The sequence below is a fragment of the Nocardia sp. NBC_01388 genome (assembly GCF_045040085.1).
Taxonomy (GTDB): domain Bacteria; phylum Actinomycetota; class Actinomycetes; order Mycobacteriales; family Mycobacteriaceae; genus Nocardia.
In genome coordinates, this window is sequence record NZ_CP109553.1 from 8149306 (window position 1) to 8172412 (window position 23107).

Annotated in this window: 19 protein-coding genes and 2 tRNA genes; 13 read left to right on the forward strand and 8 right to left on the reverse strand. The window is 64.9% G+C overall.

Annotation, left to right across the window (positions count from 1 at the left end; genetic code table 11):
- The first annotated feature begins 63 nt into the window (after positions 1–63).
- From OG716_RS38455 to OG716_RS38485, 7 genes are all read left to right on the forward strand, one after another.
- Positions 64–3282: a type I restriction endonuclease subunit R gene (locus OG716_RS38455; RefSeq protein WP_405135124.1), complete on the forward strand. Its 3219-nt coding sequence runs from the start codon at positions 64–66 to the stop codon at positions 3280–3282.
- A gap of 45 nt (positions 3283–3327) precedes the next feature.
- Positions 3328–4935 (forward strand): protein kinase domain-containing protein, encoded by a 1608-nt coding sequence (locus tag OG716_RS38460; RefSeq protein WP_405135125.1) that lies wholly within the window; start codon positions 3328–3330, stop codon positions 4933–4935.
- A 530-nt stretch (positions 4936–5465) separates the two neighbouring features.
- Positions 5466–5541: transfer RNA gene (locus tag OG716_RS38465), tRNA-Met, on the forward strand.
- A gap of 277 nt (positions 5542–5818) precedes the next feature.
- Positions 5819–7291, forward strand: coding sequence for an MFS transporter (locus OG716_RS38470; RefSeq protein ID WP_405135126.1), 1473 nt, complete (start codon positions 5819–5821; stop codon positions 7289–7291).
- Positions 7278–7895 (forward strand): TetR/AcrR family transcriptional regulator, encoded by a 618-nt coding sequence (locus tag OG716_RS38475; protein WP_405135127.1) that lies wholly within the window; start codon positions 7278–7280, stop codon positions 7893–7895. The genes OG716_RS38470 and OG716_RS38475 overlap by 14 nt, the downstream gene beginning before the upstream one ends.
- Before the next feature lie 287 nt (positions 7896–8182).
- The gene (locus OG716_RS38480) at positions 8183–8347 is read left to right on the forward strand and encodes a hypothetical protein (RefSeq protein WP_405135128.1); all 165 of its coding nucleotides are present in this window, start codon (positions 8183–8185) and stop codon (positions 8345–8347) included.
- A gap of 128 nt (positions 8348–8475) precedes the next feature.
- Positions 8476–8895 (forward strand): nitroreductase/quinone reductase family protein, encoded by a 420-nt coding sequence (locus tag OG716_RS38485; protein WP_405135129.1) that lies wholly within the window; start codon positions 8476–8478, stop codon positions 8893–8895.
- 72 nt (positions 8896–8967) lie between these two features.
- Here the strand turns inward: OG716_RS38485 and OG716_RS38490 are convergent, their stop codons facing one another.
- A complete protein-coding gene (locus OG716_RS38490) occupies positions 8968–9474 on the reverse strand; it encodes a hypothetical protein (protein ID WP_405135130.1) in 507 nt (168 codons plus the stop codon).
- On the opposite strand from OG716_RS38490, the gene OG716_RS38495 reads away from it, so the two are divergent.
- A complete protein-coding gene (locus OG716_RS38495; protein WP_405135131.1) occupies positions 9461–9910 on the forward strand; it encodes a hypothetical protein in 450 nt (149 codons plus the stop codon). The two genes, OG716_RS38490 and OG716_RS38495, sit on opposite strands and share 14 nt — an antisense overlap.
- Positions 9911–10048: 138 nt before the next feature.
- Here the strand turns inward: OG716_RS38495 and OG716_RS38500 are convergent, their stop codons facing one another.
- The 3 genes from OG716_RS38500 to OG716_RS38510 all read right to left on the reverse strand — a co-directional run bounded on the left by OG716_RS38500 (position 10049) and on the right by OG716_RS38510 (position 13052).
- Positions 10049–10702, reverse strand: a complete 654-nt coding sequence (locus tag OG716_RS38500) for an SDR family oxidoreductase (RefSeq protein WP_405135132.1) — start codon at positions 10700–10702, stop codon at positions 10049–10051.
- A gap of 95 nt (positions 10703–10797) precedes the next feature.
- Positions 10798–11919, reverse strand: a complete 1122-nt coding sequence (locus OG716_RS38505) for an acyl-CoA dehydrogenase family protein (protein ID WP_355119773.1) — start codon at positions 11917–11919, stop codon at positions 10798–10800.
- Positions 11920–12047: 128 nt separating this feature from the next.
- On the reverse strand, positions 12048–13052 hold the full coding sequence (locus OG716_RS38510) for an AraC family transcriptional regulator (RefSeq protein ID WP_405135133.1): 1005 nt from the start codon (positions 13050–13052) through the stop codon (positions 12048–12050).
- A 116-nt stretch (positions 13053–13168) separates the two neighbouring features.
- Between OG716_RS38510 and OG716_RS38515 the strand changes: the two genes are divergently transcribed.
- Positions 13169–13242: transfer RNA gene (locus OG716_RS38515), tRNA-Met, on the forward strand.
- Between the two features lie 389 nt (positions 13243–13631).
- Here OG716_RS38515 and OG716_RS38520 read toward each other — a convergent pair.
- Complete coding sequence (locus OG716_RS38520) at positions 13632–14981, reverse strand: DoxX family protein (protein WP_405135134.1); 1350 nt, start codon at positions 14979–14981, stop codon at positions 13632–13634.
- A 198-nt stretch (positions 14982–15179) separates the two neighbouring features.
- On the opposite strand from OG716_RS38520, the gene OG716_RS38525 reads away from it, so the two are divergent.
- The gene (locus tag OG716_RS38525; protein WP_405135135.1) at positions 15180–15842 is read left to right on the forward strand and encodes a response regulator transcription factor; all 663 of its coding nucleotides are present in this window, start codon (positions 15180–15182) and stop codon (positions 15840–15842) included.
- Between the two features lie 13 nt (positions 15843–15855).
- On the forward strand, positions 15856–16962 hold the full coding sequence (locus tag OG716_RS38530; protein ID WP_405135136.1) for an ATP-binding protein: 1107 nt from the start codon (positions 15856–15858) through the stop codon (positions 16960–16962).
- Positions 16963–17277: 315 nt separating this feature from the next.
- Here OG716_RS38530 and OG716_RS38535 read toward each other — a convergent pair whose 3' ends face one another.
- The gene (locus tag OG716_RS38535; protein ID WP_405135137.1) at positions 17278–18189 is read right to left on the reverse strand and encodes a LysR family transcriptional regulator; all 912 of its coding nucleotides are present in this window, start codon (positions 18187–18189) and stop codon (positions 17278–17280) included.
- Positions 18190–18267: 78 nt separating this feature from the next.
- On the opposite strand from OG716_RS38535, the gene OG716_RS38540 reads away from it, so the two are divergent.
- On the forward strand, positions 18268–19416 hold the full coding sequence (locus tag OG716_RS38540; protein ID WP_405135138.1) for an alcohol dehydrogenase catalytic domain-containing protein: 1149 nt from the start codon (positions 18268–18270) through the stop codon (positions 19414–19416).
- 348 nt (positions 19417–19764) lie between these two features.
- Here OG716_RS38540 and OG716_RS38545 read toward each other — a convergent pair whose 3' ends face one another.
- Positions 19765–20157: a hypothetical protein gene (locus OG716_RS38545; protein WP_405135139.1), complete on the reverse strand. Its 393-nt coding sequence runs from the start codon at positions 20155–20157 to the stop codon at positions 19765–19767.
- Positions 20158–20877: 720 nt separating this feature from the next.
- On the opposite strand from OG716_RS38545, the gene OG716_RS38550 reads away from it, so the two are divergent.
- On the forward strand, positions 20878–21942 hold the full coding sequence (locus tag OG716_RS38550) for a S1C family serine protease (protein ID WP_405140230.1): 1065 nt from the start codon (positions 20878–20880) through the stop codon (positions 21940–21942).
- Between the two features lie 7 nt (positions 21943–21949).
- On the opposite strand, the gene OG716_RS38555 is transcribed toward OG716_RS38550, so the two are convergent.
- Entirely contained in the window at positions 21950–23095 is a 1146-nt protein-coding gene (locus OG716_RS38555) for a pyridoxal phosphate-dependent aminotransferase (RefSeq protein WP_405135140.1), read from the reverse strand.
- Between the last annotated feature and the right edge of the window lie 12 nt (positions 23096–23107).

Below are 23107 nucleotides of genomic sequence, written 5' to 3' on the forward strand. Positions count from 1 at the left end.
CGCTGTCCAACCCGCCCTACTTCGCTCTAGTCCCCGCCCGTCGCCCGAAGGAGGAACCCTACTGTGACCCCGACTCGGCGCTCGCGCCGTGTAGACGACGAGACAGCCTTTGAAATCGCCGTCGAGGAAGGCCTCGTCGCAAATGGATGGGAGCGTGGGCGGGCCAAAGCTTACAACCACGCATTTGGCATCGAAACCGCTGAGCTCGAAGCCTTTCTCAAGAAGACTCAGAACGACGCTTGGTTGCAGCTCAAAGCGGAGTACGGCGTCGGTGAGGAACACCCGATCCTGCGATTCGCCAAGCGGATTGCGCAGCAGATCGACTCTCGCGGTGTCCTCGATGTGCTCCGCCGCGGCGTTGTTGATCAGCGGATCAAGTTCAAGCTGGCATTCTTCAGGCCCGCGCATACCCTGGCTGTCGGGGCGCTCGACGCCTACAACGCCAACAGACTCATCATTGTGAGGCAGTTCCACTTCTCCGCGAAGCCATCCACCAAGTCTGTCGACGTGGCCTTTTTTCTGAACGGTCTGCCGCTGGCCTCCGCCGAGCTAAAGAACCACACCACCGGGCACCCACAAACTGCGGAGGACGCGATTCGCCAGTACCGCAGCCGCGATCCGAAGGAGCTCTTTTTCGCCAAGCGAACCCTGGTGCACTTTGCCATAGATCCGACACTGGCGTTTCTGACGACCAGGCTGGAGGGAGCGAAGACACGTTTCCTGCCATTCAATATGGGTTCCGGCGGGCCTGGAAAAATTGGAGGCGCGGGGAACCCTGGCCGTACCGAAACCGACGAGACGTACCCGGTTTCCTACCTGTGGGAGCAGGTCTGGGCGCGAGACAACTGGCTGGAACTACTTGAGCGCTACCTTCACATCGAAGACACACAGGCGAAGGCTGGAAAGTCACCCTCACATCGTCCGGGCAGCGCTCACACCCAGCCCCTGATTTTCCCTCGGTTCCACCAGTGGGACGCGGTGCGGCAGCTCACCGCACACGCAGCTCAGCACGGTGCCGGGGAGAACTACCTGATCCAGCACTCAGCGGGTTCCGGCAAGTCCAACACCATCGCCTGGCTCGCGCACCGGCTGTCGTCGCTCCATACCCCGGAGGATCCGGCGCATCTGGGGGAGCCTGTCCGCGCCAAGGGTCTGAGTACCAACGAGCCTGTTTTCGACAAGGTGATTGTCATTACCGATCGCCGCGTTCTGGACAAGCAACTCCAGGACACTATCTACCAGTTCACCCATACTCCTGGCGTGGTGCGGCGGATCGACGAGGATTCCGCCCAGCTCGCCGAGGCTCTTACCGGGTCCACGGCTCGGATCGTAATCACCACGCTCCAGAAGTTCCCGTACATCTTGAGGAAGGTTGGTGGTCTTGGTGCCCTGCGCTATGCCGTGATCATCGATGAGGCTCACTCCTCCCAGGGTGGCGATGGCTCGGCGGCGGTGAAGAAGGCATTGGGCGCACACACCGTCGATGAAGACGGCGACCCGCTCACCGCCGAGGCTCTGGCACGCGGTCAGCAGCCGAATATGTCGTTCTTTGCGTTCACTGCCACGCCCAAGCCTAAGACGCTCCATCTCTTCGGTATCCCAATTCCTGACAGTGATGAGTACGGACCGTTTCACGTGTACTCGATGCACCAGGCCATCGAGGAGGGCTTCATTCTGGATGTCCTGGGCACGTACGCCACCTGGGCTACCTATTTCAAGCTGCAGCGAGCGGCGGCCGAGGAGGCTGAGCGGCAGGTGGACCCGCGCAAGGCCCGCGCCAAGCTTGTTCGTGCAGCCCTGCTGTCAGACGCCTCGATGGCCTCGCGCGCGAAGGTCATCGTGGACCATTTCCGATCCCACAGCGCGGCCAAGCTCGGCGGGCGAGCCCGAGCCATGGTGGTCACCCCTAGTCGTGAGCATGCCGTGCGTCTCTACCAGGCCATCCGCAGTCATATTGAGGAGCGAGGTCTGACTGACTACGGCACTCTCGTCGCCTTCTCAGGCACGGTAAAGATCGGCGACATCGAATACACCGAGCCCAAGCTCAATGGCTTTGCGGAAAAGGAGTTGTCCGACCGGTTCGGCTATGTACGCGCAGACGATCCGAGCGCTCCGACCGTACCTAAACGGGAGTTCCGCATCCTGGTTGTGGCCGAGAAGTACCAGACTGGCTTCGACCAGCCGCTGTTGACGACGATGTATGTCGATAAGCCCTTGGCCGGTGTAGCCGCCGTGCAGACGCTCTCCCGACTGAACCGCACCCATCCGCTCAAGTCTCAGGAGGACCTGTTCGTTCTGGACTTCGCCAACAAGTCCGACGTGATCCTCGATGCCTTCAAGAAGTACTACGGGGCCTCGCTGACCCCGATCACCGATCCCAACCTGCTCTTCGACCGACAGGACGAGGTCATGGCCTACCAGCTGCTCGTCGAGTCCGAAATGGACGCCCTCGTCAAGGCGTACTTCGAGGCTCTCGACGATGGCCGGGCCAGCGAGGAACAGGTCAGGACGGCGCACGCCAAGCTGTATCACTACACCGCCCCGGCCGTGGATCGCTTCAACACGCTGGTCGCTCAGGAACCGAACAAGGCCGAGGAGTTCCGGCGGGCGCTTGATTCGTACGTCAAGGCGTATGGCTGGCTGTCCCATGTCATTGGCTTCGACAGCCCTGAGCTCGAACGGCTCTTCCAGTATGGGCGATTCCTGCTGAGGCGGCTGCCCCGGCGAGCCGGAACAGCCGCCGCCGACATAGGGGAGACCGTGCCCAGCCACCTGCGGGTGCAGCAAACGGGCACCCCAGAATTGAAGCTGGGAGCTCCCGGCGCGCAGGTATTGCCTGGACTGGTGGCGGAGGCTGCCGGCGCCGCGCAGGAGGTCCAGGAACGACCTCTCATGGAAATCATCGACGAGTTGAACGAGGAGCACGGGGCGGGGCTCACCACTGCAGACCAGATTCTGCTCGGACAGCTCGTCGTGACCATCGCCGAGGATCCAGACATGCAGCAGCTGGCTTTGGCCCAAGATTCGGAGACTTACGGTCGCGAACTTGCCAAGGACATGGACAGCTTTGTCATCAGGCAGGCACAGTCCAACGACGCCTTGATGGTCCGCTATTTCGACGACGACGATATCAATCGTCTGTTCAAGAAGGTTGCGACGGCGCAGTCGTACAACCTCATCCGTCGCCCGGCGCGGCGGGAGGCGGACCGGCAGACGACTGCCGAGCGCGTTGCCCAGCTCAAGAGCGGCGTCCATCGGCGTGTAGAGCCTCCGACGCCGTAGTCTTGACACGCGATCAGCGCATCGCTCGCACTGAGAGGGAAGCCGATGGGGGACGTGACGCCAGCGCAGAGCGGGGCAGAACCGGCGAGAGTGCTCGCCGGCCGTTACCGGTTCAAAGAGCCGATTGGCTCCGGAGGCATGGGTGATGTCTGGCAGGCGTACGACGAACGACTAGACCGGCGCGTCGCAGTCAAGCTGATGCGGGTCGAGCAGCCGACGGTTCCGCGAGTTGGACAGGAGGAGGCGCTGGAGATCCGGCGCCAGCGTTTCCTCCGCGAAGTCCGTACCACCGCTGATCTTCATGACCATCCCGGGATCCCAGCTGTCTATGACGCGGGCGTCGATGACGAGACCGGTCAGCTATATGTCGTCATGCAGTTGCTCGTGGGACGCGAGATCTCGACGTTGATCTCGGACACTGACTACGACTACGAGCCACTGCCCGTCGCTTGGGCGGCAGCAATCGGCACGCAGATCGCCTCCGTCCTGGACGAGGTCCACCGCCGGGATATTGTGCACCGCGACATCAAACCGGCGAATCTGATGCTTACCCCTGGCGGGGTGGTCAAAGTGCTTGACTTCGGAGTCGCCGCGCTCCTCGGCTCAGGAACCAACCCCCATCTCACGCAAGAGGGCATGACGGTGGGCACCCCCGCGTACATCTCGCCCGAGCAGTGTCTTGCCAACACAGTCGGCCCTGCCGCGGACGTCTACGCCCTTGCCTGTGTGCTTTACGAGCTGCTCACCGGGCGCACGCCCTTCACCGCTTCAGATGATCGTTCCCACCTATGGCACCATGTGGCCACCGATCCGCCGTCTGTCAGGGCGCTGCGCCGTGATGTGCCCAAAGCGATCGAGCGACTACTTCTGGCCATGTTGGCAAAGGAGTCTGAGCGGCGGCCCGCGGCGGCGGCCGTCTACGAGGCACTGCTCCCCTTTGCGCTCGAAGGTACCCCGACGGGGAATTCGCCGCTGCTGGCATCGGATGGTCGGGATCTGGACCCTTGCCGACCGATTACTCGCCCCTTCGGGGGTTGGACCCACCGCGCCCGGGCAGACACCCGCGCCTCCGCGCAGCCTCGTGTCACGGGCAGGCCGCTGACCAATGATGAATTCAATGAGGTGGTCGACCGGGCGGCGAAGCTCACCGGCGAGGGACAGTTCGCGCAGGCCGCAGACCTACTGAGCGAATCTCTGGCGCGCGCGGGCGATGACGTTGCGGTCGAGGAACTGAGCCTAGCGCTCGCCCATGTGTACTTTCTGGGTGGATCCTTCCGCGACGCGGCTGCGCTCTTCGAGCGGGTCGGGGCGGCACGGGAGGGTCGGTACGACGCTGCCGACGCGACGATTCAGGAGTGCCGGTACTACGAGGCCCAGTGTCGCATGGAGATTGGTGAGTCCACGGCGGCCCTCGCCGCGTTCGATGACCACGTGCGGTGGGAGCCGGACGCGTATGACCAGGGAGCTGTCGATCGGCATCTCGACGCCCTCGCCCAGATCATGCGGTTGGAAGCTGGGGCTGAACGGTTCCATCAGGCACAAGCCGCTGCAGTCGTCCTCCGTAATGCGATGAGACGCTACCGAGGGCCTGAAGCTCCCGAGCTCGCCGAAATCGATGGGTTCCTCGCCAGACTCCGTCGGCTCACAGATTGATCGCAGACGACCTTGCCGGGTGGCGCTGGTGTTGTAGCGGCCTTAGCCGACATGGCCTCAGTCACGTTGTTCACGGCTTGGCAGTCCGCTTCGCTGACCGGCACAGATCATTTCCTGTAGATCAGGCATTGACCGTGGTGATGAGGCAGAGCGTTCATGCCCGCCCAAACGGCTGTATCCAGCCGCCGCCCGCCCGCTCCGTATGCGCTTGGCGGCCCGGCCGGTTCCTGTAGTGCGGATCGGCTGCACAGTCCCGAATTCCGCGCACTACAACGGAGCCGCGCAGTTAGAGCCGCACACCGGCATCGCGCTGCTGAAGGCGATTTAGGATCGGTCGCGGTAGCTACCGTTGTCAGTGTGGCTTCATCCAGGCGTACGAAGGAACGCGTCCAGCTTCGCCCCCCGAATCCGCCGAATTGGCAACGGATTTGGCAACCGGATACGGCGAAATCCAGCGGGCCGGGTGATACGACGCGGACAGCACGGACGAACGAAACCCCGCTGACCAGCACAGAATGGATTCCCTTGAACGCGGGGGGACCGTGTGGGACGGGTACTTGTTGGCTCATAACCCAGAGGTCGCAGGTTCAAATCCTGTCCCCGCTACTACACGGAACGGCCTCGGAACCAATGGTTCCGGGGCCGTTGTCGTTGGCTTTGGTGAGCGACTCGGGGCGACCGGGACTTCGGTCGTACATTGCCGAGTGCCGCCTCGATCTTGTTGCCGGACACCGGTTCTCCTGGCGAGCCCCGTGTGCTGTCGGGATTCATGCAATGCCCGTGACGTTGTGATCCACCTCCTATGCGGAGCGGACCCTCCGCTTGAGATGCTATTTTTTTGCCGTATCCGGAGTCTGCCCTCCGGTTCGGCGAGGAGTTGAATATGGAAACCGCCCGTCGAGCGCACTATCGGGTGACGTTCGGAGTTCTTGCGCTCGGTGTGGGTGCTTATGCGCTGTTGCAGTCGCTGGTGATGCCGGTGCTGCCGACCATTCAGGAGTCGCTGGGTACCAGTCAGACCAATGTCACGTGGGTGCTGACGGCCTATTTGTTGTCTGCGTCGATCTTCACGCCGATCATGGGCCGCCTCGGGGACATGCACGGTAAGAAGCGGCTGTTCGTGATCGCGCTTGTCGCGCTGGGGGCGGGCTCGCTGCTCGCCGCGCTGGCCACGAGCCTGTCCGTCATGATCGTGGCGCGGGTGATCCAGGGTGTCGGTGGTGGTGTGCTGCCCTTGGCATTCGGCATCATTCGGGACGAATTCCCCAGGGACAAGGTGCCCGGCGCGGTCGGCATCATTGCCGCCCTGACCGCGGTGGGCGCGGGACTCGGGATCGTGTTCGCCGGTCCGATCGTCGATGTGCTCAGCTACCACTGGCTGTTCTGGATCCCGCTGATCATGATCACCATCGGTGCGGTGGCCGCCTACTTCCTGGTCCCGGAATCGCGGATTCGCAATGAGGGCAAGGTGAATTGGGCGACCGCGCTATTGCTTTCCGGGTGGCTGGTCGCGCTGCTGCTGTCCGTGAGTCAGGCGCCGAGCTGGGGCTGGGGCTCGTTCAAGGTGCTCGGGCTGCTGGCGGCCGCGGTGGTCATCCTGGTCATCTGGGTGATCGCGGAGGCTCGCTCGTCCAATCCGCTCATCGATATGAGGATGATGCGGATTCGCACGGTGTGGGCGGCGAACCTGGTGGCGCTGCTGATGGGTGTCGGCATGTACGCGAACTTCGGCTTCCTGCCCCAGTTCCTGCAGACGCCGACCTCGGCCGGCTACGGTTTCGGCGCCTCGGTGACCCAGTCGGGACTGATGCTGCTGCCCATGACCATCGGAATGTTCCTGCTCGGTCTGGCCTCCGGGCCGATGGCCGCGCGCTTCGGTTCCAAGAACGTGCTGTTCGTGGGATCGCTGATCGGTGCGGTGGGGTACTTCATGCTGGCGTTCCTGCACCAGTACGAGATCGACATCTATATCGCGATGGCCATCGTCGGCGTCGGATTCGGTCTGGCCTTCTCGGCCATGTCCAATGTTGTTGTCGCCGCGGTATCTCCGGCGCAGACCGGTGTCGCCAGCGGGATGAACGCCAATATTCGGACCATCGGCGGTTCGCTCGGCGCCGCCTTCATGGCCAGTGTGGTGAGCAGTGGGGCCGCGCCTTCGGGCCTGCCGAAGGAGTCCGGATACACCAACGGGTTCGTCATGCTCGGCATCGCAGTTGTCCTGGGCGCCTTCGCCGCACTGTTCATTCCCGCGATCAAGCGGAACCAGCAGTCGCAGCTCGAGGAGCCGGCTGAGCTCGCACACGGTGAGTTGGCGCTGATCGCGGGCGGTACCGTAGTCGGCGATGAATCCGAATGAGCCCAAGGTGCTGCGCCGGGATGCCGCGCAGAATCGGCAGCGGCTCCTGGACGCGGCCGAGCGGGTCTTCACCGAATCCGGGATGGATGCGAGTGTCGATGAGATCGCGCGGGTAGCCGGTGTCGGGATGGGCACCCTCTACCGCCGGTTTCCCACGAAGGAAGCGCTGATCAGTGCGCTGGTCCGCAAGCTGATGGACGATCTGGTGGCCATCGCGAAGACGGCCCGCGACCGTACCGACGGTCGCGGGCTGGAGCAGTTGCTCTACGGGACAGGCGAAGTCATCGCCTCGCAGCGCGGTTGTCTGCCGCGCCTGTGGAGTGATGAGGAGACCAAGGCGCTCAAGGCCGAGTACTGGCGCATCATGACCGAATTGCTGATCGCGGCCAAAGCGGCGGGCCGCATTCGCGCGGATCTCACCGACACCGATATCGAGGTGCAGTTCTGGGCCATGCGCGGCGTGATCGAAACAACCCGCGGCGTCACCGATACCGCGTGGAAGCGGCATCTGGCGCTGTGTATCGCCGGAATGCGGCCCGGCGCAGAGGAACTCGTCGAGGCGCCGCTCGCGGAACGGCTCGCCAGGCGGGTCAGCAGCCGCTAAATTCCGCCGGATATCCGGGTATCCGGGTATCCGCCACCGCGATGAGGTGTCTTCATTGCGGCACAAAACTTTCCACTTCTCCTGAAGGCTGAAAGTGGCCAGGAAATTGCAACAGATAAGCGCTCGATTCAATGAAACTTCTTGAACTCTAGGCACATTGCCAGCCACGCGCACCGGCGTGCCGAGCGGTTATAGCGATCGAATGGCAAGTTGGAGTGATCGCGAATAATGCCTGTTCCCCGGCAATTCTCAATGAATTCTGGGGTGGGTCACAGCAATTGCGCTCTATGGACCGCGTGTTATTCCGCTATTCATATGCCGCCGATCGCTGGTATCCGGCCGCCATTGCCATTGATCACATCCTCGTGCGTGACGCCCTCACGCACGAGGTGCACACGGTCGAGCTGCCCGGCTCCGATCACCGCGGCATCCGGGCCGCACTCACTGTCTGACTCGAAGACCGTCGCAATTCACCGAGCTGGACTCTCCTTCGATGGCACGCACCGCCTGACAGCCGAGATTTCCGGCGGCGTCATAGGCTCTACTCGGCCTATCCGTCGAGACCAGGAGGAAGCACGGCATGAGTGACTGGAATGCCGATATCGTTGCCGAGTTCCGAGCCAATGAGGGCCGGGTGGGCGGTCCGTTCGAGGGTGCGCCGATGGTGCTGGTGCATCATGTCGGCCGCAAGTCCGGCCGCAAAACTGTCAGCCCGATGATGTACATGCAGGACGAGCAGGATTCGGCCACCATCTACGTGTTCGCCTCCAAGGCCGGCGCTCCGACCAACCCCGACTGGTACTACAACCTCACCACCGCCGGGAAGGCCGAGGTCGAGGTGGGCACCGAGCAGTACCTGGTCACTGTCGCGGAAGTGACCGGCCCCGAACGGAATACGATCTACGCCGAGCAGGCGCGCCGCTACCCGGGTTTCGCCGAATACGCCGTCAAGACCGAGGGCATCCGTACGATCCCGGTCCTCGCCCTGCGCCGGGCCTGAGCCTCCGCGACCGCCCTTGCGACGGGGAATGCCGTCGCAAGGGCGGACAGTGCCACCACTGAGCAGGGCCGTCTATGCGGTGCTGCCGCGCCGCGAGAGCAGCGATTGCAGCAGCACGAGCGCGCCGAGGACGAGCACGGTCACCCCGACCACCCGCAGTCCGGCGTCCGCCGCCGTTATGAAGGCGGTGATGATGTCGCGGCTGCGTCCGGGCGCGGTGGCCAGGGCCTGGGCGACGGTGTGCGGATTGTGGCCGGCGCGGACGTCCTGCGGTAGCGCGGCGGCAAATCGCGCGGTGAGCACCGTGCCGATGACGGCTACGCCGAGGGCGCTGCCGAATTCCCGGGTGGTGGTCTGCAATCCCGCGCCGACCCCGGCCTGTGCGGGCGGCAGCGATCCGGCGATGGCGCCCGAGAGAGTCGGAAGTGCCGGTGTCACACCGACTCCGGTGACAATGAGCCAGGCGGCGTAGACCGGATACCGGGTCTGCGCGCTGCTGGTGGACAGGCCGAGCAATCCGCAGCCGACAAATCCGAAGGCGAGCGCGATGGTGGCGTCGATCCCGATGCGCTGTGACATCGCCGAACAGGAAGGGCTCCTGCGGCAGATCGGCGCGCACGGTGACAGCCTCTCGGCGGCCAGCGTCAGCTGCTCGCGCTGGCGCGTGCGCCATTGGTGGAACCCGGACATCCTCATTCTCGACAAGGCCACCGCCTCACTGGATCTGGCGACCGACGCCCGCGTCCGCGCCTCCGTGGATCTGCTGACCGCAGGACGCACCACCATTGTCGTGGCGCACCGCCTGGCCACCGCCGCGGACGCCGACATGATCGTCGTTGTCGGCGAGGGCCGCCTGTTGCAGACCGGCCGCCACGCCGACCTGCTCACAACGGAGGGCCCGTACCGCCGACTCTGGGGGGGCGTACGTCGGCGACGAGGCCGCGGCCAGTCTCGGCGGGCGGTGATGGCGGCTCCCGGAGTTGTTCTCCGGGAGCTGTTTTCACGCTTCAGGTGAGCTCCCCCGCAGAGTCCGGATCGCGCGGACCCAACCATCCTGCTCTGAATCCGTCAGCGGTGCGTGGGGCCCGGTGCGCTGATCGTCGCCGGGCACTGCTGCATTTCCGCTGTGGCCGAGGCTGTTTCGGCAGCTGTGTCAGTCGGCGATGGCGGCGACCGCCGCCTCGACCGGGGTATCCCCACTGATCAATTCGAGAACCCGGCCGGCCGCGTTTCCGGTGATCAGCAACTCGGCGAGGACCGCCGCCACATCGGCGCGCGGCACGCTGCCGGCGGCAACACTTTCCGCGAGCAGCACCTTTCCCGTCGCGGACTCGTTGGTGAGCCGTCCCGGCCGCAGAATGGTCCACTCGAGGTCCCGAGCTCGAAGGTCGTTCTCCGCCTGCGTCTTCGCATCGATATAGGCAACCCACTGCTCATCGCCCCCGGCAGCAGGCCTCCCCGCGCCCATGGTGGAGATCTGCAAGAACCGCCGCACCCCGGCCTTTTCCGCAGCCTCGGCCAGCCGCACCGACCCGTCCCGATCAACGGTGTACTTGCGCTCCACACCACTGCCCGGCCCAGCCCCCGCCGCGAACACCACCGCGTCCACACCACTCAGCGCCGCGGCGAGTTCATCCGCCCCCGGCCCCTCGAGATCCAGCACAACGGGCTGCCCGCCCACTGCCTCCACATCCCCCGCGTGCGCCGGGTTCCGAATGACGGCCTGCACCACATTCCCGCGCTCACTGAGCAAGCGCGTGAGCTGCAAGGCGATCTGACCATGCCCTCCGATAATGGCGATTCGCATGATGCCGAGTCTACGGCGGCCCAGGCCGGTGCTGCCGTTGCACAGGGACGGCCCCGGAGAGAATTTCTCCGGGGCCGCCCTATTGCCGGTGCTGGTTAGAGCGTGCGGCCGATGATCAGCTTCATGATCTCGTTGGTGCCGCCGTAGATCTTCTGGATGCGGGCGTCGGCGTACATCCGGGAGATCGGGTATTCGGCCATATAGCCGTAGCCGCCGAAGAGCTGCAGACATTCGTCGGCGACCTTGCACTGCTGTTCGGTGAGCCACCATTTGGCCTTGGCGGCCGTGGGGACGTCGAGTTCACCGCGCAGGTGCTTATTGACGCAGTCGTCGGTGAAGCTCCAGGCGATGGTCTTGATGGTGTCGCATTCGGCCAGCGTGAACTGGGTGTTCTGGAAGGCGAAGATCGGCTTGCCGAAGGCTTCGCGCTCCTTGGTGTAGGCGAGGGTGACCTCGACGGTCTTCTCGATGGCGGCCGCGGCGATCACGGCCAGAATGAGGCGCTCCTGCGGCAGCTGCTGCATGAGCTGGATGAATCCGATGCCCTCGGCGGTGCCGAGCAGATTCGACTGCGGCACACGGACATTGTCGAAGAACAGCTCACAGGTGTCCTGCCCGTGCTGGCCGATCTTCTCCAGATTGCGGCCGCGGCGGAAACCCTCGCGCTCGGTCTCCACCAGCACCAGCGAGACGGTGTCGGCGCCCTTGCCCTCGGAGGTCTTGCAGGCCACGATCACCAGGTCGGCGAGATAGCCGTTGGTGATGAAGGTCTTGGCGCCATTGAGGACGTAGTCGTCGCCGTCCTTGACCGCCTTGGTCTTGATGCCCTGCAGGTCGGAGCCGGTGCCGGGTTCGGTCATGGCGATCGCGCCGACCAGTTCGCCGGACGCCATCTTCGGCAGGTAGTGCTGCTTCTGCGCCTCGGTGCCGTACGCGTTCACATAGTGCGCGACGATCCCGCTGTGCACGGGATTGCCGAGGCTGGGGGACAGGCCGCGAACCTGTTCGGTCAGCACGACGGCCTCATGCGCGAAGGTGCCGCCACCACCGCCGTACTCCTCGGGAATGCTGAGGCACAGCAGGCCCAATTCGCCTGCGCGGTTCCAGAGTTCGCGGTCGACATGGTGCTGGCGCGCCCACCGGTCCTCATTGGGGGCGCATTCCTTCTCGAAGAACTTGCGCGCCAGATCGGACAGCGCGTCCAGGTCCTCATCCATCCACGGCGAGCGGTGCAGGGCCACGAGTGAACTCCTCTGTTCTAATCGGCTCTGCCGTGACGGTATGGCGATTTGTCCGGTACGCCTATGACCGGCTCGCTCGACTTCTTGACCGGAATGCTCGAGCGTCAGCGTTGGTAGGAGCCCGGTGCGCTCCCGGTCCAGCGCCGGAAGGCCCGGGAGAAGGCGCTCGGCTCCGAGAAGCCGAGTCGTCGTGACAGCGCGGACACGGTCTCGTCGCCGCGCACCAGACTGGCGATGGCGGCGTCCCGCAGAATGTGTTCCCGGATCTCGCGGGGCGAGGTGTGTTCCTCACGCAGCTTGCGCCGCAGCGTTTGCGGGCTCATGGACAGTGCGGCGGCAATATCCTCGATGCTCGGCCACGCGCCGGTGAGTCCCTGTTCGAGAATGCGCCGGACCCGCGAGGCGAGCGATACCGAATAGTCGCGCGGGCCGAGAACACCGGCCGGGGCATTGCGCAGGAAGACGAGCAGCTCGTCCTCGGTGCGCGTGGTCGGCCGATCCAAGAGCGCGGCATCGAAGACCAGCATCGGCGCCGGCGCCGAAAAGACCACGGGCGCACCGAAAATCAACTCGTAATCATCGACCTCCGGGTCCCGGGGATACGGCACCTCGACCCGGCGCAGCCGCAGCCGCCCGCCGATCGCCCAGGCGATGAACCGATGCGTAATCGTCAGCATGGTGTCGATGACAATGCCGACCGGCTGGCTGACCTCGCTGATATCGAAGATCACCCGCGCTTCACCGTCGTGCTCGATCAGGGTGATGGGAGGTAAACCCGGCAGCGACCGGCGGAAACTCTCGAACCGGCGAATCGCCCCGCCCAGTGTCGAGGCCCCGACCAGCCCGAAGCACACCAGCCGCAGCGTGCCGCGCGGCATCGGATGCAGCCCCAGCCCGAGCAATTCGTCATCGGTGACCCGCCACAGCCGCTGCACCATCTCCACGACCTGCTCGAGGGTGACCCGAGATCGCCCCTCCGCCAACAGCTCCGGAGCAATCCCGGCATCGTCCAGCATGCCCGTCACATCCCAGCCGCGCCGCTGCGCCAACTCGACAATCGCCCGCACCCGCTGAATGGGCAGCGTGCTTCGGGAATCGGTAGGGGACATATCGCCCTGACGCTATCAATCCCTCCGCCACCCAGCCGTGGCGGCACACCGAACCACCGAGGTCCGCAGCCGTTTTGGTGTATCCGCCACCTCCGTGTACTGTTCTGTTTACCCGACGCGGGGTGGAGCAGCTCGGTAGCTCGCTGGGCTCATAACCCAGAGGTCGCAGGTTCAAATCCTGTCCCCGCTACTAGGCAGAACGGCCCGGAACCTATGGTTCCGGGCCGTTTTCGCGTTGATTTGGCATCACGTTCGGCATCGTTAGCCAAACTCAGTGTCATGGGTGCGGTGCCGTCGCAGGGGTTTCGCGGCGTCCCAGCATGTAATTGGCGGCAGATCGTGCCCGCCAATTACGACGAAGCGACCAAGGCCAAGGTGATCTGGCTGGTCGCCGATCACCGTGACGATTCGACCGCGATTGGGCCGCGATCACTGCGGTCTCGGCCCGGCTCGGACCGCAAGTTTGGTGACGGGCACGTTCGTCTACATGGCGTTCGTGATCGACCCCTATGCCGGGACGGGCGAACCGGCCAGCCGGAACGAAAAGGCCTACCGCACAATCTAACTAAGTGCGGGTGGCTAGAAATGCGGACTGTTCTGCACCCAGTGAAAGGTTGTGCTTCGCTGCGGGAAGCTGTTTGGGTCGATCCGGTCGAGTGCAAGTGTCACCTGGTGGCCATCCAGTTCGCCGGTCAGCACGGCTTTGTCGGGAGCGGGTTGCTGGAAGATGAGTGCGGCCAACGGATTCTGAGTGCGGCCGGGTGTGGCCGCCGATCCGGATTGCTGCGTCCCCGCAATCATCCGGATTCTATGGGCGGCGGCGTCTACGTCGGCGGGAACGGTCACCAGGGTGTCGTCCATCAGCTGGTAGGTAACCATATTCGGATAATCGAACACCACCGTTTTCCAACGGGTTTCGTCGGTGGTCAGCGGCGGCACCGACTGGCCGTCGCGGGTGTATTGCGACACCGACCAGATGCCGTACAGCGGAGGTTTGGGGCGATCGGGCCCACCACCACGCCAGGCATGCCAGCCGCCGAGCACCAGCGCCACCGCAATCCAGATGCCGAGCGCGACCTGCGCCAGCGCCGCTATACGGCGAGATCTCGTGGTGTGGAACGGATGCGGCACGGCGGAAGGGCCGGTGGTGCGGTTGAGCAGCAATACTCGCGCCAGCCGTCGTGCGTCGGGCGCGAGCAGCACCAACGACATCAACAGAAGGTGCGTGGACGAAATCTTCTCCGGCACATCGAAGGTCATGTTCAGCACGCCGATCTGCAGCGTGTCGATCAGGGTCAGCAGCGCGCCGAGCAGCGCGGTCCGCGGAATGAACAGCAAGATCGCCGCAGTGATTTCCGCGGCGCCGAGCAACATCTCGTACGGTCTCGACATACCTACCTGCGCCCACAGCACGGCCATCGGTGTGAGGTCGCCGTACTTGGTCAGCAGCGTGGTCAGCGACGGTTGGGGCATCTGCGTCGGAATCGCCTTGGCGAAGCCGAAGCTCAACATCTGGCCGGCCAGTAACAGCCGGATGGCGAGGAGATACCAGCCTGCGAGTGTTCGATATTGGGTGCGGTGCCGGTCCAGCACCGACCACACCGCTGTCCCGGCCACCGCCACGACCAGAATGCAGAACAACAGTACCCAGAAGATGGTCTGGTCACCGGCGCCGTTCGAATACAGCTGTGCGGTAGTACCGAATAGGTGGTGGCCCACCCAATTCAGGGCGGGCTGCGATTTCCGGATATGCCAGTACTGCGCGCCGGAGCCCAGCCGGCGGCCGAACCATCCGGTCAGCACCCAGACGATCGGCGGAGTGAGTAAGCAGTACAAGCCGAAGTACAGGAAGCAGAATCGGAACGCGATGCGGGCGGGCGGTTTCCACCGCACCGGCTCGGGACCGGCTCGACCGGCAGCGCCGGTCACTTCGGCATCCTCGGATCGTGTGCGGATCGCAGCCGTGACGGTGACCAGGCCGCCGCCGGTCGGCCTGTGAGTCCTGGAGGACCTTGTTCGTATCGCGGTTGTGTGACGCATGGTGTCAGTCAAGGCAGTGTGGTGTTGTCGGCGCGTATGCGGTTTTTGGTATGCCGACGATATGCGCGGGCTCGTAGCATCCAGAGCATGCGCGTGTTGGTGGTCGAGGACGAGCCGTTCATGGCAGAGGCCATCCGCGATGGTCTGCGTCTGGAAGCGATCGCGGCCGATATCGCCGGTGACGGCGACACCGCTCTGGAACTGCTGAGCATCAACGCTTACGACATCGCCGTCCTCGACCGCGACATTCCCGGCCCCTCCGGTGACGAGATCGCCAAACGCGTTGTCGCTTCCGGTAGCGGCATGCCGATCCTGATGCTTACCGCCGCTGACCGGCTCGACGACAAAGCCACCGGGTTCGAACTCGGCGCCGATGACTACCTCACCAAGCCGTTCGAACTTCGAGAACTCGTGCTCCGCCTCAGAGCGCTCGACCGCAGGCGCGTCCGTAATAGGCCGCCCGTGCGGGAGATCGCCGGTCTGCGTCTGGACCCGTTCCGCCGCGAGGTTCACCGCGACGGCCGCTACGTCGCGCTCACCCGGAAACAGTTCGCCGTGCTCGAAGTCCTCATCACTGCCGAAGGCGGTGTCATCAGCGCCGAGGAGCTCCTCGAGCGGGCGTGGGATGAGAACGCCGACCCGTTCACCAACGCCGTGCGCATCACCGTCTCGGCGCTGCGCAAACGCCTCGGCGAACCCTGGATCATCGCGACCGTGGCCGGCGTCGGCTATTGCATCGACACCGCGTGAGAAGGAGCGGCTCATGGATAGGGCGCCTGGATTGAGCGTTCGCCTCAAACTCACCCTCAGCTACGCCGGATTCCTCATACTCGCAGGTACTCTGCTGCTCGCTGCTGTGTGGGCGTTCCTGCTGCGAGGCGGGCCCGCCAGTAATTTCGCTCCCAGCCTCTCCAATCTCCCGCGCGTCTTCAACTCACACAACTTCGGCCCGGTCATCTTCGGTACAGCGACAGCCGCGGTGCTGGCGTTCCTGCTGGTGTTCGGTCTCCTGGGCGGGTGGATTCTCGCCGGACGCATGCTAGCCCCGCTGAATCGCATCACAGAGGCCACACGGCTGGCCACGAACGGATCGCTGTCCCACCGAATCCGGCTGCTAGGCCGCAGCGACGAGTTCCGCGAACTCGCCGACAGCTTCGACGTCATGCTCGAACGGCTGGAAGCACATGTCGCCGAACAACAGCGGTTCGCAGCCAACGCTTCACACGAACTACGCACCCCACTGGCGATCACCCAGACCCTTCTCGACGTCGCCCGCAAGGATCCGGACCGCGGCAACGACGAGCTCACCGAACGTCTCCGCGCCGTCAACGCCCGAGCGATCGAACTCACCGAGGCATTGCTCCTACTCAGCCGTGCCGACCAGCGGTCCTTCACCTGGGAACACGTCGACTTGTCCCTTGTAGCGGAAGAAGCCACCGAAACACTCCTCCCCCTCGCGGAGAAGCACGGGGTCACCATCGATAACTCTGGGGAAATCAGCCCCACCATCGGCTCATCCGCTCTCTTGCTGCAGATGGCCACGAATCTCCTGCACAACGCCATCGTCCACAACCTCCCCGAACACGGCAGCGTGCAGGTCGACACCTCCATCAGTCCAGCGTCCGTCACGCTCACTGTCGAGAACACCGGCGACAAACTCACTCCACAGCTCGTCTCGACACTCTCCGAACCGTTCCGGCGCGGCACCGAACGCATCCGCAGTGATCACGCAGGCCTCGGCCTCGGCCTGGCCATTGTCAAGAGCATCGCCCAAGCACACGACGGAACCCTCACCCTTACCCCCCGGGCCGCGGGGGGCCTCTGCGTCACGGTGCGACTACCCGTCCCGCCACCGAACACTGGCAGATGACGATCAGCGGGACTACCGCCCGGCTCGGACCCAACCTAGATCGGCCGGTGCGTGGTCCGGTCGGTGGGCGCGCTGCGCGGGTGACTTGCCTGTGGTCGAAGTGGACATGGAAGTCGTCCCGGCCGAAGCACCCATTTGTCTTGTGTGGGTGGGTGATTCCCGCTAGCAGGTCTGGTGACGTCGATCCGTCGATCCTGGTCATCACCGAATTCGGCTCGGTCACAGCATGATCCAAGACCAATGGGCAGGGCAGCGGGAACGGTCGGTTGTCGGTCGCGTTTGCTTGAATAGCGGCAGTTGGCGAGTCGGCGGTCGTCACTGCCCGACGATCGATGTGATCGCCTGGGTGACTGTCGTGATCGCGGGTGTGGCGGCGCCGGGGAGCCGGGCCACGAGAACCCGGCGGATTTCCGGTGGTGCCCCCTGGACTCGTAAACCGATGACACCGGGTGGAAAAGCCGGCGACATACTTTCCGGAACGGTGGTCACACCGAATCCACCGGCGACCAAATGCAATTTCGTCAGCCAGTCGCGAGCACTGTGCACGATGCGCGCTCGCCCTGGCAAACCGGGCCAGACGCCGAGCAGTGGTTCCGCGCTCGACGAAGCGGCGGCGATCCAGGATGCGTCTTCCAGTTCGTCGACATGCACCCACGTGCGGCCCGCGAACGTGCCGGTGGCCGACGCCGCTACGAGAAGTTCGGTGTCCTGGACTGTGGTGATGTGCAGGCGTGGTGACTCGCTGTCCGGTGGCCGGTGCGGTGGACGCGAGGACAGTACGGCGATGTCGATCGAGCCGATGCGCAATGCCCGAGTCAAGCTGGGAGTGGTGCCTTCGCGGGTGGTGACCCGGACCTGTGGCGCGACCGCGGCAAGCCGGGCGAGCGCGATGGGCAGGATCACCGCTCCGGCGCTCAGGAACAACCCCAGTCGCACCACCTTCGCGGGGGGAGCATCGCCGTTCAGGTCACGTGCTGCCGCGTCGACCGACGCCAGAATCGTTCGGGCATAACGCAACAGTGTCAGTCCGGGCCGAGTGAGCTGTACCCCGTCGGGCCGTCGTTCGAACAGGGTGACGCCGGCGCTGCGCTCGAGGGCGATCGCCTGGCGGGAGACCGCCGACTGTGTGTAGCCCAGCCGTTCGGCGGCGGCGGTGAAGCTGCCTGATTCGGCGATCTGGCAGAGCACCCAAGATTCGCGCTCGACACGTCCATGCCTATTACGCATACCAGAGATGCCGAATCCTCGCTTCCCGCATGCCCTTGTCCTGCCTAGCGTGGTGGAAAGCGAACAGAAAGGCTCCCCATGCGCGCAGCGACATTGACCGAGTTCGGTTCACCGCTCACGGTGCACGACGTGCCCGATCCGGAAACCGGCGGCGGTGAGGTACTGGTCGAGGTCTTGGCGACCTGTGTGCCTCCGTACGCGGCGGAGGTGTTCAGCGGCGAACGGCGCTATCCACTCGAACCGCCCGTCGTACCCGGGGTCGGCGGCATCGGCCGAATAGCCCGCGTGGGTCCGGATGCGACCAAGCTGCACGTGGGGGACCTGGTCTGGTGCGACTCGACGGTACGAGCCCGCGACGATGCCCTGACACCGGACATCACATTGCAGGGGTGGAGTTCTCGTGGTCCCGGCGGTGCACAACTGGCCCGGTACCTGCACGACGGACCTTTCGCCGAGCTCATGCGGGTGCCCACAGAGAATGTGTATCCGCTACCCGCACAGGCCGCAGCCGATCCGGCACGGTGGTCGGCTCTCGGCGTGTACACCATTCCCTTACCCGCACAGGCCGCAGCCGATCCGGCACGGTGGTCGGCTCTCGGCGTGTACACCATTCCCTATGGCGGCTTGCTGGCCGGTGGACTCGAGGCCGGCGAGACGGTGTTGATCAGTGGGGCGACCGGCAATCTCGGCAGCAGCGCGGTAGCGGTAGCGCTCGCCATGGGTGCCGGGCACGTGGTGGCCCCGGGACGTAACCGGGCCGTGCTCGACCTGCTCGCCGATCGGTTCGGCCCGCGGGTGAGCCCGGTCGAGCTCACTGGACACGACGATACCGACCGCGCTGCGATGAGCGCCGCCGCCGACGGCCCGATCGACCTCGTCCTCGATCTCCTGCCGCCGCAAGCGCCCAGCGCGATTACCCAGGCGGCAGCCATGACGGTGCGTGAGTACGGGCGGGTCGTGTTGATGGGCGGCGTCGGCATGCTCGGCGGCGCGGACCTCGCTCTGCCCTACCCGTGGATCATGCGCAACTCGCTGACCATCCGCGGGCAGTGGATGTATCCACGCACCGCGAACGTGGGCATGATCCGCCTCATCGCCTCGGGTGCGCTGGACCTCACCCCCGAACACGTCACCCGGTTCGACCTCGACCAGGTCAACGACGCGGTCGCGCACGCCGCAACCCATGGTGGCCCCTTCGACCGCACTGTCCTCACACCGAGTGCCTGAAGCCCTGCCCGTGGTGCGCGGCTAACGGATCAATCAGGTTGCCCGAACGAATGGCGGCCAACCGCTGATCGGTTAGCCACCAACGTCTCTCGAACATCCGAAATCGGCCAGCCGTGCGGTCCGGGGCTCGACACCGCGGCGCTCCAGGGCGGCGGCCGGGTTTGTGAGAGAGCGGCGAGTTTGATCAGTTCGTGTTCCAGCAGGGGCGGATTGGCCGTGAAGACACGATCTCAATCTAGCTCCACTGCTGCTCAGGGGCCCGGAACCAATAGGTTCCGGGCCGTTTCGCGTTGGCGGGCAGCATATTCCGCGGCAGCCGGTGATGCAATTGAACTCCGGGGCACGGAACTACGATGACTTGCGAATCAGGCGCACCCGCATTCGGCGGCGGCGGCCCGGAACCGGAACCGGGGGCGGGCGGCGTCGCTCGCGGCCGTAGCGGAGCAGCTCCATCAGCAGATCCTGGGCTGCGCCGTACCGCTGGCTGCCGACCCAGAGTCGCCATACGATCTCGGGATCGCTGGGCTCCAGCTTGGTCGTCGCGCGCACCGGGAGGACGTAGCCCGCGATTCCCGCGTCGGTCAGGGCGAAAAGCACTCTGTAGACCTGTGATTCGCTCAAGTCGGCCAGGATTCCCCAGGCGTGGGCATTGAGCCCGTTGGACAGGCCGCGGGAGGGAACCCACTGGCGGGTGGCGCTGAAGGCGGAGGAGGGGTCGGGAACCTCACGCGCCGAAGTCATTGCGACCTGCCGTTCACGGGACGCCTGTCACGTGGCGATCGGGTGCCGAAAAGCTGTTCGCACATCTGGGCCGTGGTCTGCCCGCAGTGCTCTCGATAGGCCTCGCGGAATCTGCGGGTGCCGGGGAAGCGAGAAGGTCTCTTTCCCGTATTCCGCATCGATCACACCGCCCTTTTCGCGCACCACGGCAAGCCTACAAGCAGACGGCGGGCATGTCCGGCGGGCAGAAAACGACCGCGAACGGGCAGGAAAAAGGTAGAGCCGCTGCAGCGATGGAACCTACTGTGCGAGACAGGCTTTCGAACGCCGGGCGAATGAGCCCCCGCGCAGAGTTATCGAAAACACGTTTCTCGGTCGGAACGGAGGAGGGGAAGACCGGGCAACGGTCGACAGCAGCCGGGGTTCCGCATGATTTCGCCCGGTCGGCGACGCCATCCGGTGGGGGTCCCTGCTGTCGGACCCCCACCCGTGCCCGGTGCCGCGGTCTGCCTCCGGACGAGCACTGTCAGCAAAGCGCAACCTGACAGTCAGCGACTTCTCAGGTCCGCGGGGTTTCCTGGAAACATGAGCGCGCAGCGACCAGATGACCCGCAGCAGTGGCCCCGGTACGGGCAACCCCTCCCGCCGCAACCACCGCGATCGCCGCATCGCGGCCGGACGGCGGTGCTCGCGCTCGCTGCTGCGGCAGCGGTCGGTGTGGGCGCGGTCGGGCTCGGCACCATGGGTTTCGGGCTTGGTGCCCAGCACGCGCAGCCGGCCGCTGGGAAGGCCGGATGGCCCGCTCCGCTCGTGCAGCCGGTCGGCAACTCGAAAACCGCTGCCACCCAACCCAATGCGGCTGCGATGGATACCGCGGTGCAGGGTGTGATCCCCGGATTGGTGAATGTGAACTCGGAGTTGGGGATGCAGGGCGCCGAAACCGCCGGCACCGGCATCGTGCTCACCTCGGACGGCGAGATACTCACCAACAATCACGTGGTGACGGGCGCGACCGATATCTCGGTCACCGATCTCGGCAATGGGCAGACCTACCCCGCGACCGTGGTGGGATACGACCGCTCCCAGGATGTGGCCGTGCTCAAGCTCTCGGGAGCCTCCGGCCTGCAGACCGCGCCGATCGGCAATTCGGACTCCGCCACGGTGGGCGAGCAGATCGCGGGCGTGGGCAATGCGGGCGGCACCGGACAGCCGAGCGTGGCGGCGGGCCGGGTCACCGCGCTGGGACAGACGATCACCGCCAGTGACGAGTCGAGCGGCAGCTCCGAGCAGCTGCAGGGGCTCATCCAGATCGCGGCGAACATTCAGCCCGGCGACTCCGGTGGCCCGCTGATCGACAGCTCCGGTCAGGTCATCGGCATGGATACCGCCGCATCGACCAACTACCGCTTCCGCATGCAGCGCGGTGGTGCGCAGAGTGGCGGCGGGCAGGGCTTCGCCATCCCGATCAATCAGGCGCTCTCGATCGCTCACGATATCGATTCGGGCAATAGGTCGGCCACCGTGCACATCGGTGCCACACCGTTCCTCGGCGTCTCCGTCAGTACCTCCGATGGCGTGGGAGCCGTTGTGCAGCAGGTGGTCAGCGGCGGCCCGGCTGCGCAGCTGGGTCTGGCGGCCGGTGACGTGATCACCGCTGCCGACGGCAACCGCATCGATTCCGCCACGGCGCTGACCAACAGCATGGATTCGTACAAGCCCGGCGACCGGGTCACTTTCAAGTGGACCGATCCGCAATCGGGAGCACAGCAGGGACAGGTGGCGCTGGGAACCGGTCCGGTCGGCTGATACTCGCTCAGAGCCGCTTCAACCGCGAAATCGCTTCGTGCAGCGTCGCATCCTGTTTGCAATAGGCGAAGCGCACCAGCGTGTTCCAGTCCGATCGGTCGGCCAGCGCCGACACCGGAATCGCCGCGACTCCCACGCGAGCCGGTAGCTCCCGGCAGAACGCCGTACCGTCCGAACCGATATCCGCGCAGACGAAATAGCCACCCGCACTGCGCTTCACGTCGAAACCGAGATCGTCCAGCGCGCTCGAGAGCAGCTGATACTTGCGCTGGAGCTCGATCCGACTGGCCGCCACCCACTCCCGCTCATATTCGAGCGCATACGCGATAGCGGGCTGGAACGGCGCCGCGGCGACAAAGGCCAGATACTGCTTGGCCGCGTGGACCGCCTCGATCAATTCCGCCGGCCCGAGCGCCCAGCCGATCCGCCAACCGGTGACATTGAAGGTCTTTGCCGCACTGGACACCACAATCGTCCGCTCCCGCATTCCCGGCAGCGAGGCGATCGATACATGCGGATGCGGATCGAAGGCCAGATGCTCGTAGACCTCGTCGGCCACCACCAGAAAATCTCGCGCACAAGCCAATTCGGCAATGGTGTGCAAATCCTGCACGGTCAATAGCGAACCTGTCGGATTGTGCGGCGAATTCACCACCAGTAACCTGGTCCGCGGTGTGATCGCCCGCCGCAATTCATCGAGATCGAGCGTGAATCCGTCACCGTCGGGAACCATTGCCACCGTGCGCCGAGTCGCTCCCACCATTGCCACCGCGGCCGCGTAGGAGTCGTAGAACGGTTCGATGAGGACCACTTCATCGCTCGGTTCCACCAGCCCGAGGATGGCGGCGGTCAGGGCCTCGGTGGCGCCCGAGGTGACCAGCACTTCGGTCTCCACGTCGTAATCGCTGCCGACGCGCTCCGCGTGCTCGGTCACGATGGCTTCCCGCAATCCGGGTTGCCCATTCGACGGCGGATACTGGTTCATCCCGTCGGCGATGGCCGCCCGGGCAATATCCAGCATCGCCTGCGGACCCCCGTAATCGGGGAAACCCTGCCCGAGGTCGATTGCCCCGTGCACCACCGCCAGCTGTGAAATCTCCCCGAAAACCGAGGAGTGAAAAGGCCGCAGCCGTTCGACAAGCATTTCGACCATCGCCCTTACACC